The sequence below is a fragment of the Micromonospora globispora genome (assembly GCF_003857015.1).
Classification (GTDB): domain Bacteria; phylum Actinomycetota; class Actinomycetes; order Mycobacteriales; family Micromonosporaceae; genus Micromonospora; species Micromonospora globispora.
On record NZ_QGGF01000466.1, the window covers coordinates 1 to 11202 of the forward strand.

The following is an 11202-nucleotide window of genomic DNA, read 5'->3' on the forward strand; positions in this document are numbered from 1 at the left end:
GTGGCGGCGCTGGTGGTCGGCGGTGTCGACCTGGCGACCCGGGAGCGGATCACCCAGTCCTGGCTCACCGGGGCGATCCTGATGCTGCTCGCCGGCGTGGTGGTCGGGCACGTCGCCCGGCTGGCGGTGACCGCCGAGGAGCGGCTGCAGCGGGCGGTGGAGCTGGAGGCGGCGACCCGGGAGCGGGAGCGGCTGGCCCGGGACATCCACGACTCGGTGCTCCAGGTGCTGGCGCTGGTGCAGCGGCGCGGCGCCCAGCTCGACGGCGAGGCCGGCGAACTGGCCCGGCTGGCCGGCGAGCAGGAGGCGGCGCTGCGCGCGCTGATCGGCCGGGCGGGCGGTAAGCCGGACGAGGCCGGTGAGACGCCCGACCTGCGCGCCCTGCTCGACCGGTACGCCTCGGCGACGGTGGCGGTCTCCGCGCCGGCCACCCCGGTCCCGCTCCCCGCCCGGGTGGCCCGGGAACTCGCCGCCGCCACCGGCGCGGCGCTGGACAACGTGGCCCGGCACGCCGGCGGGCGGGCCTGGGTGCTGATCGAGGACGAGGGGGAGCGGGTGACCGTCTCGGTACGCGACGAGGGGCCGGGGATCCCGGAGGGCCGGCTGGCCGAGGCCGCCGTGCAGGGGCGGCTCGGGGTGGCGCAGTCCATCCGGGGCAGGGTGGCGGGCCTGGGCGGCGAGGTCCGGATCGTCTCCGTCCCCGGAGCCGGGACCGAGATCGAGCTGAGCGTGCCGAGGTGCGGACGGTGAGCGGCGTCCGGGTGATGGTGGTCGACGACCACCCGATGTGGCGCGAGGGGGTGGCCCGCGACCTCACCGAGGCCGGCCACCTGGTGGTGGCGACCAGCGGGGAGGGTCGGCAGGCGGTGCGGGTCGCCGCGGCCGTCCGACCCGACGTGGTGGTGCTCGACCTGCAACTGCCGGACGTTTCCGGCGTGGAGGTGATCGTCGGGCTGCGCGCGGCGCTGCCCGACGTGCGGGTGCTGATGCTCTCCGCCAGCGGAGAGCCGCAGAGCGTCCTCGACGCGGTCAAGGCGGGCGCCACCGGCTACCTGGTGAAGTCGGCGGCCCCGGCCGAGTTCCTGGACGCGGTGCGCCGGACCGCTGCCGGGGAGCCGGTCTTCACGCCGGGGCTGGCCGGGCTGGTGCTCGGGGAGTACCGGCGGCTGGCGGCCGGGCCGCCGGGCGGGCACGACGAAGCACCCCGGCTCACCGAACGGGAGACCGAGGTGCTGCGCCTGGTGGCGAAGGGGCTGTCGTACAAGCAGATCGCCGAGCGACTCGGGCTCTCCCACCGGACGGTGCAGAACCACGTGCAGAACACGCTCGGCAAGCTTCAGCTGCACAACCGGGTCGAATTGACCCGGTACGCGATCGAGCGGGGCCTGGACGACTGACGGTCGATCAGGGGTGTGCCTCCGGCGGGCGGGTCTCGTGAATGGCCAGTTCCTCGGCGGTCGCCCCGCCACCGGCCGAGCCGGCGTCCCAGGCGATGTTGTCCGTCTCCTGGTCGGTGTGTGCGCCCTCGTCGGGTTCGACCAGCCGGCCGACCTGGTGGTCGGCGACGGTGCCGAGCTGGCCGTGGTCGTAGATCGACACCGGGGAGTGCGGGTCGGAGGTGGGGCCCGGGTCCATCACGTCGGCGTCCAGCTGGGCCTGCGCGGCGGCCTCGTCGCTGTCGGCCTCGGCGGCGATGTCCGGGTCGACCGGGCCGGCGAGGGGGTCGTCGGCCGGGCGCTCGTACTGCTCCCGCTGGAGCTTGTAGTCCAGCGACTCGCCGTCGAGCTGCTCCTCGGCCGTGTTGCCGTACCGGTCGACGGCCACCGGGGTGCGGTCGCCCGGAAGCTGGGCCGGCTCCGGCCCGTCCGCCTCACGGCCGGTCAGGACGTCGTCCTTCGCGGTGGAGTCGTCGTCGGCGGTGTCGGGCAGCCCCTCCGCCTCCGGGTCGGACACGGGGGTCGGGTAGTCGTCATCGCGCATGGCTGATCACTACCCACTGCGCTCCCCGGATTAACCGGGTCCGGCGGCCGGGATCGGGAGAAAAGGGAAGAAAAGTCGCCGTCAGGCCCGGAAGGCGGCCTCGTCGTCGGCGTACAGCACGCACCAGACGACCTTGCCGTCCGGCAAGGACGTGCTGCCCCAACGCCGGGCCACCGTGTCGATCAGCAGCAACCCCCGGCCGCCGGTCGAGGTGAGCGGGGCGAGGCCGGCGAAGGCCGGCTGCCGCGGCGAGTGATCCCGGACGGCCAGGTGCAGGGAGCTGTCCCGGGGGGCCACCCGGACGGTCATCGGCGTCCGGGCGTGCGCCACCACGTTGTTGACCATCTCGGTGACCGCGATGCAGGCCGGCTCGGCCAGATCGGGCACGCCCCACCGGGCGCAGCCGTCGGTGACCAGCGCCCGGGCCTCCCGGGCGGCGCCCACCGACGGGGCGAGGTCGACGTTCAGCACCGCGGCCATCGGCGCGTCGGCCAGGGCGGCCTGCGCCTCGTCCAGGGTCGCGCAGATCGGCGCGCCGCCCTCCCCGGCCCCGACCGGGTCGAGGACCAGCAGAGCGGAGGCGGGCCAGTCGGCCGCCTCGCGGCGCACGTCGTCGAAGACGGCGCGCGCGGCGGGGTCGACCACCCGTAGCCGGGAGAGATCGGCGATCACCGGACCGGGCCGCCCCCAGAGCCGGGCCAGCAGGGCATCCCGGACGGCGGAGACACCGGCCAGATCCAGCACACCGGTCAGCGTGACGACGGCGGAGGCTTCGTCCGTCTCCACCAGGCATCGCACGTCCGTCGGCATGATCGTCCCATTGTGCATGCCGGACCCGGGCCGCGCATCCGGCCGGTCGGTGCGGTTCATGACCGCTCCCGCGATCGTCTCGTCATCGCGGCCACGGTGCCGACCGCCGTGCCGGCCGCGGCCAGCCCGAACGCCGCCGTGATCCGGACCAGCTGCCGGCGCCGGCCGTGCCAGCCGCCGACCCGCTCGGCGTCCGCGTCGGCCCGGAACACGTTGCCGCTGCTGTCCAGCCGTACGCCCGGCCCGAACTGGGTCCGGTGGGCGTACCAGCCCAGCGCCCGCTCGGCCAGTGCCGGCGCCAGCCGCCACTGCAGGCCCATCAGCCGCGCGGCGCCGCCCGCGTACGCCTCGCGGCGGGGCCGGCGCAGCAGCCGGACGATCGTGTCGGCGACCACCTCCGGCGGGTACACCGGCGGGGGTGGGGTCAGCTCGTGCCCGCTGTGGTTCGCCGCGTGCTGGAAGAACGGGGTGTCGATCGTGGCCGGCAGCACCGTGCAGATGGAGATGTTGTCCCGGCCGGTGACCCCCAGCTCCTGCCGGACCGTGTCGGCCAGCCCGCGGATGCCGTGCTTGGTCGCGTTGTACGCCGACTGGTACGGCATCGCCACCTCGGCCAGCACGGACGCGTTGTTGACCAGCACACCGCCGCCGGCCGCGGCCAGCCACGGCAGCGCGGCCTTCATCCCGTACGCCACGCCGAGCAGGTTCACCTCCACCACCCGGCGGAACTCCTCCACCGGGATCTCGTCGAAGAGGCCCACCGTGCCGACCGCGGCGTTGTTCACCCAGCCGTCGATCCGGCCGAACTCCTGCACCGTACGGGCGGCGAGCCCCACCACCGCCTCCGGATCGGTCACGTCGGTCGGTACCACCAGCGCCCGCCCACCCAGCTCCCGGCAGCGCCGGGCGACCCGCTGGAGGGCGTCCTCGCTCCGGGCCGCCAGCACCACGTCCGCTCCCCGGTGCGCCAGGGCGTACGCGGTCGCCGCACCGATGCCGCTGGAGGCCCCGGTGATCACGATCGCCGAGTCGTCGAGGGTGCGGGTGAGAGGCATTCTTCGCCGGTACCCCGGTCCCGGTGGGTCATGCGGGTGCAGTCGCCCGGATCACGGTTCGGCCCGGCCGGTTCCGGGCAGTTGTCGGGATGTCGACTCAGGGTCGCGTCCCGTCGGGGTGCGTCCCCACCGACCCCGCTCCGCCGGTCCGGTCCTGATCTGCCAGGTTTCGGCTCACCGGCGTCCGGTTAATGGGACCCTCTGACCGGAGGGACCCACCGCTCCAAAAGATCGCATGGAGGTGCACCATGCGCGTCGGCCTTGTGTGCGCGCACGCCGGCCCGTCCACCCAGGTCGAAGGCCCGACCATCGGCACGCACCAGCACATCGCGCGGGTCGCCGCGGAACTCGCCGAACGAGGCCATGACGTGCGGGTCTACGAGCGCCGGGACGACCCGGACCAGCCGGAGAGCGTCGAGGTCGAGGGCTACCGGCTGGAACGCGTCCCGGTTGGTCCGGCCCGGCCGATCCCCACCGTCGAGCTGGTGCCGTACGTGTCCGAGTTCGGGCGCTGGCTGGCCGAGCGCTGGTCCGGCGACTGGACCCCGGAGGTGGTGCACGGGCACTACTGGATCGGCGGCCTCGCCGCCGCCCACGCCGTACGCGAGACGGACATCCCGGTGGTGCAGACCTTCCACTCGCTCGGCGTGGAGCAGCTGCGCCACCTCGGCCAGCAGTACGACGGGCCGGGGGAGCGGATCCCGCTGGAGCGCGCGCTGACCCGGGCGGTGGACATCGCGGTGGCCCAGAACAACGACGAGGTCGACGAGCTGACCCGGATGGGCCTCCAGCGCACCTCGGTGGCGATGGTGCCGACCGGCGTCGACGTCGAGCAGTTCCACCCGGACGGCGAGGCGGCCCCCCGGGACCAGCGGGCCCGGATCCTCTCCGTCGGCGGGTTCTCGCCCGGCCACGGCCAGGAGGACCTGATCCGGGCGATGCGGCTGGTCGGCGACGCCGAGCTGGTGATCGCCGGCGGGCCGCCGGCCGAGCAGCTGGCCAACCACGCCGAGGCGCGGCGGCTGCGCGAGCTGGCCGAGCGCACCGGGGTGGCCGACCAGGTGAAGCTGGTGGGCGCGGTGCCGCACGACCAGATGGCCACCTGGTACCGCTCGGCGGACGTGGTCGCCTGCACCCCGCACTACTCGTCCGCCGGGCGGGTGTCGCTCGAGGCGATGGCCTGCGGCGTGCCGGTCGTCGGGTACGCGATGGGTGGCATCGCCGACGCGGTGGTCGACGAGGTCACCGGCAAGCTGGTGCCGCCGGGGGACGTCCGTACGCTCGGGGTGACCCTGCGCCGGCTGCTCGCCGACAATGCCGGGCGGTTCGCGTACGGGCACGCGGCGGTGGACCGGGTGCGGTGCAGCTACACCTGGGAGCGGACGGCGACCGCCCTGGAGCGCCTCTACGAGCGGGTGGTGCGCCGCCGCAAGCCGGTCGAGGCGGCCTGAGGGTCGATCAGCGGCGCGGGCGGGCGGCCGCGCCGGCGCCCACCATCCGGCGCTCCCGGTCCCGGGCCACGGCGTGGTGGTGCTGCGGTTCGGCGTACCGGGTGAGGCCGACCACCGCGACCAGCGTGATCAGGAAGCCGGCCCCGGCCAGCCACTCCCGTCCCGGCCAGATCTTGTCGTTGAGCAGCAGCAGGCCGACGATCGCCGCGGGCACTGCCCCGGCCGCGTCCATCGCCGCCACCGCGGCCGTCGTGGAGCCGCGCTGCATGGCCAGGCCGAGCAGCAGCTGCCCGACCAACGAGTGGGCGACGAGCAGGTAGAGCAGCGGATTCCGGACGAATGCCTCCGCCGAGTCCGCCGAGGCGAGCGGCCGGGCGGCCACCGCGGCGGCCGAGAAGGCCATCCCGGCGAGCGAGCCGAGCACCACCGATCCGGGCGCCCCGTGCAGCCGTACCGCGAAGAAGCCGAGCAGGGCTATCACGCCCAGCGCCGCCGCCAGCCCGATCAGACCGGCGGTGCCGAGTTGTCGGGACGGCGCCGGTCGGGCGGCCAGCACCAGCGCGGTGATGCCGCCGAAGAGCAGCGCGAGCAGCACCACCTCGGCGGCCGGCAGTCGCCACTTCAGCACCACCACCCCGAGCAGCGCGGTCACCCCGAGCCCGGCCGCCACGCTGGCCTGGACCAGGAAGAGCGGTAGGTCCCGGCGGGCCAGGAAGGCCAGCACGAAGCCGGTGACCTGGCAGAGCAGCCCGACCAGGTACGTCCGGTGGCCGGCCAGCCGCAGCAGCAGCCCCGGGTCGAAGGTGTGGTGCAGCGTGGTGCGGGCCGCGGCCACGGACTGGAGGAGGTTGGCGAAGCCGTACGCGACGATCATCGCCGCGAGGAAGCACCAACCGGAGGACACCACCTGGCGAGGATAGAGGTTACCGACGGGTCAGTGCTCGGCCGGCCGCCCGAGCCGGCCCAGGATGTCGGCGTGGAGCAGTCCGTTGGTGGCCACCGCGCTGTTCTCGCCGCCGGCCGGCGCCGGACGCCCGGCCAGGTCGGTCACCGTGCCGCCGGCCTCGGTGACGATCGGCACCAGGGCGGCGATGTCCCAGAGCGACAGCTCCGGCTCGACCATCACGTCCAGCGCCCCCTCGGCCAGCAGCATGTAGCCGTAGAAGTCGCCGTACGCCCGGCTGCGCCAGGCGTCCCGCATGAGCTGGAGGATCGGCTCCAGCCGCCCGGCGGACTCCCAGCCGGTCAGCGACGAGTAGCAGACGCTGGCGTCGACGAGGTCCTTGACGCCGGAGACCCGGATCGGGGTCCCGGACGCCAGGTCGGTACCGGCGTACGCTCCCGCGCCCCGGGAGGCCCACCAGCGCCGGCCCAGCGCCGGGGCGGAGACCAGGCCGAGGACCGGCCGGTCCCCCTCCAGCAGGGCGATCAGGGTGGCCCAGACCGGCACCCCACGGACGAAGTTCTTGGTTCCGTCGATCGGGTCGATCACCCAGCGTCGTCCGTCCGGGCCGGCCGCGGGCTGCTCGCCGTACTCCTCGCCGAGCAGGCCGTCGCCCGGCCGGTGCTCGGCCAGCAGGGCGCGGATCTCCTGTTCGACCGCGGTGTCCGCGTCGGAGACCGGGGTCAGGTCCGGCTTCGACTCGACCCGCAGGTCCAGGGCCCGGAACCGGGCCGTGGAGACGGCGTCGGCCCGGTCGGCGAGCAGGTGGGCGAGGGCGAGGTCGTCGGCGTACCCGGTCATGCCGAAAACGGTAGTCGCGCGGCGGTCAGGACCCGGCGAGCGGGTCGCCCGGATTCCGCTGCTCGGGCTCGGCGCGGCCGTCGCCCTCGCCGGCCCGGGAGGCCAGCAGCCGACGGTACGACGCCAGCCGGCGCGCATCGGCCTTGCCGGCGGCCACCCAGGCGTCCAGCGCGCAGTCCGCCTCGTCGGCGGTGTGCTGGCAGTTGGCCGGGCAGTCCACCGTGCCCTCCACCAGGTCGGGGAAGCCGTGCAGCAGGCTCTCCGCCGAGACGTGCGCCAGGCCGAAGCTGCGTACCCCGGGGGTGTCGATGATCCAGCCCGGGTCGCCGTCGGCGCCGGGCGCGGGCGGCAGCCGCAGCGCCACCGCGCTGGTCGAGGTGTGCCGGCCCCGGCCGATCGCGCTGACCGTGCCGACTGCCCGCTCGGCCTCCGGGACGAGCCGGTTGACCAGCGTCGACTTGCCCACCCCGGAGTGCCCCACCATGACCGAGATCCGCCCGGCGAGCAGGGCGCGCAGCGCGTCCAGCTCGGAATCCGGCTGGATCAGCACGTACGGCAGCTCCAGCTCGGTGTAGTAGTCGAGCACCGCCTCCGGACCCGCCAGGTCGGCCTTGGTCAGGCAGAGCAGCGGCTCGATGTCGGCGTCGTACGCGGCCACCAGGCAGCGGTCGATGAACCCGGTACGCGGCGGCGGGTCGGCCAGCGCGCTGACGATCACGAGCTGGTCGGCGTTGGCCACCACGACCCGCTCCAGCCGCCCCTCGGCGGTGGTCGCGTCGTCCTCCGCGGTGCGCCGCAGCACCGAGCTGCGCTCCGCGATCCGGACGATGCGGGCCAGCGCTCCGGGTGCGCCGGAGGTGTCCCCGACCAGGGCGACCCGGTCGCCCACCACCACCGACTTGCGGCCCAGCTCGCGGGCCCGCATCGCGGTGATGGTCGGGGCGTCCGGCCCGGAGTCGGGCAGCACACAGGTGTACCGGCCGCGGTCGACGGCGATCACGAAGGCGTCGACCGCGTTCTCGTGCCGGGGGCGGGTGCGCGTACGCGGGCGCGAGGACTTCCCGGGTCGGACCCGTACGTCGTCCTCGTCGTACTCCCGCCGTCTGGTCGCCAGGACCCGGCCCCCTGTCGCGTCAGCTCTTTCCGGTCACCATCGCTGACCATAGTGCCGGAAACTCGGGCATGGTCTTGGAGGTGCACGCCACGTCGTCCACCTCGATCCCGGGGACGGCCAGCCCGGCCACCGCCGCGGCGTGCACCATCCGGTGGTCGGCGTACGTCCGGAAGGTCCCGCCGCGCAGCGGGCGGGGGCGGATCTCCAGCCCGTCGGCGGACTCGGTGATGTCCGCGCCGAGCGCGGTGAACTCCCGGGCCAGCGCGGCGATCCGGTCGGTCTCGTGCCCGCGGATGTGCCCGATGCCGGTCAGCCGGGACGGCGAGTCGGCGAGCATGGCCAGCGCGGCCAGCGCCGGGGTCAGCTCGCTGACGTCGGAGAGGTCGGCGTCCAGGCCGTGCACCGCGCCGGTGCCGCGGACGGTCAGCCCCGCGGTGGTCAGGATCACCTCGCCGCCCATCCGGTGCAGCAGGGTGCGGAGCTGCTCGACCGGCTGCATGCTGCTGCGCGGCCAGCCCTGCAGGGTGACCTCGCCGCCGGTCACCAGCGCGGCGGCGAAGAACGGCACCGCACCGGAGAGGTCCGGCTCGATCTCCCAGCCCCGCCCGCTCAGCGGACCGGGCTCGACCGTCCACACGTCCGGGGTGGTGTCGTCGACCGCCGCTCCGGCGGCCCGGAGCATCTGTACGGTCATCCGCAGGTGCGGCGCGGAGGGGACCGGCGGCCCTTGGTGGCGGACCACCACGCCCCGGTCGAAGCGGGGCGCGGCCAGCAGCAGACCGGAGACGAGCTGGCTGGAGGCGGAGGCGTCGATGACCACCTCGCCGCCGGTGACCCGGCCGGTGCCGAGGACGACCAGCGGCAGGCTGCCGGTGGCGGGCGCGTCGATGCGGACGCCGAGGGAGCGAAGCGCGCCGATCAGCGGGCCGAGCGGGCGGACGCGGGCCTGCGGGTCGCCGTCGAAGGTGACCCGCCCCGTGGCCAGGCCGGCCACCGGCGGTACGAAGCGCATCACGGTGCCGGCCAGGCCGACGTCGACGTGGGCGGGGCCGACCAGCGAGTGCGGGCGGACCAGCCAGCGCTCGTCGTCGGAGATCGACATGTGCGCGCCCATCGCCCGCAGCCCGCCGGCCATCAGCTCGGTGTCCCGCGCCCGCAGCGGCCGGAACAGCGTCGACGGGCCGCTGGCCAGCGCGCTGAGCACCAGGGCCCGGGCGGTCATCGACTTGGAGCCGGGCAGGCGCAGCGTGGCGCCGACCGGGTCACTGGCGGTCGGTGCGGTCCACGGCTGCGGCGGCCGGGTCGCGGTCAGATTCCCCACGGTCACATTCTGCCAACTTCGCGGGCCGGTGGAACCGGCCGGCGAGCCGACTCCCGGCTGGCGGGACAGCCGGGAATCCATCGGCGGGTTAGCGTGTGCGCCATGTGCGGGAGGTACGCGACGACCCGGAGCGCGGGCGACCTGAGCGCGCTGTTCGAGTCGTACGACGAGACCGGCGGCGCGGTCGGCCCGGACTACAACGTCGCCCCGACCGATCCGGTGCCGCTGGTCCGGCTGGCCGCCGAGGGGCACCGGGTGCTCTCCGCCGGCCGCTGGGGGCTGGTGCCGCACTGGTCCCGCACCGCTGCCGGGGCGGCCCGCATGATCAATGCGCGGGCCGAGACGATCGCCACCAGCCGGGCCTACGGGCCGTCCTTCGCCCGCCGCCGCTGCCTCGTCCCCGCCGACGGCTGGTACGAGTGGGTTCGTGAGCCGGGCGGTCGCCGGCAGCCCTACTACATGACACCGACGGACGGCTCTGTGCTCGCCTTCGCCGGGATCTGGTCGGTGTGGGAGTCCGCCGGTACTCCGCTGCTCACCGTCAGCGTGCTGACCACGGCGGCCGTCGGCGAGCTGGCCGAGGTGCACGACCGGATGCCGCTGTTGCTGCCCCGGGACCGCTGGGCGCCGTGGCTGGCCCCGACCGAGGAGCCGGCGGCGCTGCTCGCCCCGCCGCCCGCCGAGTGGCTCGCGGGCCTGGAGGTCCGCCCGGTCTCCTCGGCGGTGGGCGACGTCCGTAACGACGGTCCCGGGCTGACCGTCCGGGTGCCGACGGCCCGCCGGGACGAGGTCACCGAAATGACGCTGTTCTGATCACTGTCGGCACATTGTCGTGTGCTGATTTGCGGGGTTGCGCCTGAATCGTCGCCCGGCCGTTTAGCCATCTTTACGGCAGAGTCTTGTCCCCGTGTGACGAAGTGCGATAGAACACAGCGCCGGCGGTGGGCGTCGATTCGCACGGGGCGGACACCCATCGATCCTCGCGATCTTTGCCGGTCCCACGGGGGAGGTGGGTGTATTGACACGGGCACGCATGCCCCGCCCGCATGAGGTGGCTGCCGCACGACGAGATCCGCGCCTGTTGCGGGCGTTGCGGGAGCGGCGCCAGGACGACGCGTGGCGAACCAGAGGAACCTGCCAGAGTGTGGACCCGGAAACGTTCTTTCCGGCACCCAACGAACCGGCCGACGCGGCCGTCGCGCTCTGTCGCAGTTGTGATGTCCAGGGATCCTGCCTGGCCTGGGCGCTGGAGGTGGGCGACTGCCACGGCGTCTGGGGCGGCACCACGCCGCGCGAGCGGCGGGCGATGCTCGTCGCCTGGCGCAGCGAGGTGCAGCCGGATCCGGACGCGGTCGACGAGGCCGGTCCGCCGGTCCGGGACCGCCTGCTCACGCTGGTACCGCTGAGCTGATCACCCGGAGGTGAGCCGTCGCCGCCCGCGATCCCGACCGGACGCGGGCGGCGACGGCGTTTCCGGGGCCGGTCCTCGTGGCGGCGCCGGGGCTGGGCGCACCCGCGCGCAGAATGAGCCGGTGCGGCACAGCGACGAGATCGACACGCCCCGCGGACCGGCCCGGATCGACACCGACCTGCCGGCCGGACCGGCCTCGACCCTGCTCGTGGTCGGGCACGGCGCGGGCGGTGGGGTGGACGCGCCGGACCTGCTCGCGGTCCGCGACGCGGTGGTCGACGCCGGGGCGGGGGTGGTCCGGGTGACCCAGCCCTAC

At 74.8% G+C, this 11202-nt stretch carries 11 protein-coding genes and 2 pseudogenes; 6 read left to right on the forward strand and 7 right to left on the reverse strand.

Going from position 1 to position 11202, the window contains the following annotated elements:
- Positions 1-750, forward strand: a 750-nt coding sequence (gene macS / locus DKL51_RS25015) for a MacS family sensor histidine kinase (RefSeq protein ID WP_124812563.1), incomplete at its 5' end; no start/stop codon positions are given.
- A gap of 14 nt (positions 751-764) precedes the next feature.
- Positions 765-1397, forward strand: a complete 633-nt coding sequence (locus tag DKL51_RS25020; RefSeq protein ID WP_109945443.1) for a response regulator — start codon at positions 765-767, stop codon at positions 1395-1397.
- 7 nt (positions 1398-1404) lie between these two features.
- Here DKL51_RS25020 and DKL51_RS25025 read toward each other — a convergent pair whose 3' ends face one another.
- The 3 genes from DKL51_RS25025 to DKL51_RS25035 form a co-directional block, all read right to left on the reverse strand.
- Entirely contained in the window at positions 1405-1980 is a 576-nt protein-coding gene (locus tag DKL51_RS25025) for a DUF5709 domain-containing protein (protein ID WP_109945422.1), read from the reverse strand.
- Positions 1981-2061: 81 nt separating this feature from the next.
- Positions 2062-2790 carry an ATP-binding protein gene (locus DKL51_RS25030; RefSeq protein ID WP_243422451.1) on the reverse strand — a complete coding sequence of 243 codons (729 nt, stop codon included), beginning with the start codon at positions 2788-2790 and terminating at the stop codon, positions 2062-2064.
- 56 nt (positions 2791-2846) lie between these two features.
- On the reverse strand, positions 2847-3845 hold the full coding sequence (locus tag DKL51_RS25035; protein WP_109945424.1) for an SDR family oxidoreductase: 999 nt from the start codon (positions 3843-3845) through the stop codon (positions 2847-2849).
- A gap of 248 nt (positions 3846-4093) precedes the next feature.
- On the opposite strand from DKL51_RS25035, the gene DKL51_RS25040 reads away from it, so the two are divergent.
- On the forward strand, positions 4094-5296 hold the full coding sequence (locus tag DKL51_RS25040) for a glycosyltransferase (protein WP_109945425.1): 1203 nt from the start codon (positions 4094-4096) through the stop codon (positions 5294-5296).
- On the opposite strand, the pseudogene DKL51_RS25045 reads toward DKL51_RS25040, so the two are convergent.
- From DKL51_RS25045 to aroA, 4 genes and pseudogenes are all read right to left on the reverse strand, one after another.
- Positions 5251-6170, reverse strand: a pseudogene (locus DKL51_RS25045) (hypothetical protein). The gene DKL51_RS25040 and the pseudogene DKL51_RS25045 sit on opposite strands and share 46 nt — an antisense overlap.
- 60 nt (positions 6171-6230) lie before the next feature.
- The gene (gene hisN, locus DKL51_RS25050; RefSeq protein ID WP_109945427.1) at positions 6231-7040 is read right to left on the reverse strand and encodes a histidinol-phosphatase; all 810 of its coding nucleotides are present in this window, start codon (positions 7038-7040) and stop codon (positions 6231-6233) included.
- A gap of 25 nt (positions 7041-7065) precedes the next feature.
- Positions 7066-8007 (reverse strand): ribosome small subunit-dependent GTPase A, encoded by a 942-nt coding sequence (gene rsgA, locus DKL51_RS25055; RefSeq protein ID WP_109945444.1) that lies wholly within the window; start codon positions 8005-8007, stop codon positions 7066-7068.
- A gap of 166 nt (positions 8008-8173) precedes the next feature.
- Positions 8174-9475, reverse strand: coding sequence for a 3-phosphoshikimate 1-carboxyvinyltransferase (gene aroA, locus DKL51_RS25060; RefSeq protein WP_109945428.1), 1302 nt, complete (start codon positions 9473-9475; stop codon positions 8174-8176).
- Between the two features lie 102 nt (positions 9476-9577).
- On the opposite strand from aroA, the gene DKL51_RS25065 reads away from it, so the two are divergent.
- The 3 genes and pseudogenes from DKL51_RS25065 to DKL51_RS25075 all read left to right on the forward strand — a co-directional run.
- Positions 9578-10288: an SOS response-associated peptidase gene (locus DKL51_RS25065; RefSeq protein ID WP_109945429.1), complete on the forward strand. Its 711-nt coding sequence runs from the start codon at positions 9578-9580 to the stop codon at positions 10286-10288.
- Positions 10289-10493: 205 nt separating this feature from the next.
- Positions 10494-10886 (forward strand): WhiB family transcriptional regulator, encoded by a 393-nt coding sequence (locus tag DKL51_RS25070; RefSeq protein ID WP_109945430.1) that lies wholly within the window; start codon positions 10494-10496, stop codon positions 10884-10886.
- A 121-nt stretch (positions 10887-11007) separates the two neighbouring features.
- Positions 11008-11202 (forward strand): annotated as a pseudogene (locus tag DKL51_RS25075) (alpha/beta family hydrolase); the annotation flags it as partial.

What these genes read in the sequence shown, in the direction of transcription:
- DKL51_RS25065 (WP_109945429.1), top strand. Translation starts at nt 9,578, where the DNA reads ATGTGCGGGAGGTACGCGACGACCCGGAGCGCGGGCGACCTGAGCGCG.
- DKL51_RS25020 (WP_109945443.1), top strand. Translation starts at nt 765, where the DNA reads ATGGTGGTCGACGACCACCCGATGTGGCGCGAGGGGGTGGCCCGCGAC.
- DKL51_RS25030 (WP_243422451.1), bottom strand. Translation starts at nt 2,790, where the DNA reads ATGCCGACGGACGTGCGATGCCTGGTGGAGACGGACGAAGCCTCCGCC.
- DKL51_RS25025 (WP_109945422.1), bottom strand. Translation starts at nt 1,980, where the DNA reads ATGCGCGATGACGACTACCCGACCCCCGTGTCCGACCCGGAGGCGGAG.
- hisN (WP_109945427.1), bottom strand. Translation starts at nt 7,040, where the DNA reads ATGACCGGGTACGCCGACGACCTCGCCCTCGCCCACCTGCTCGCCGAC.
- DKL51_RS25035 (WP_109945424.1), bottom strand. Translation starts at nt 3,845, where the DNA reads ATGCCTCTCACCCGCACCCTCGACGACTCGGCGATCGTGATCACCGGG.
- DKL51_RS25040 (WP_109945425.1), top strand. Translation starts at nt 4,094, where the DNA reads ATGCGCGTCGGCCTTGTGTGCGCGCACGCCGGCCCGTCCACCCAGGTC.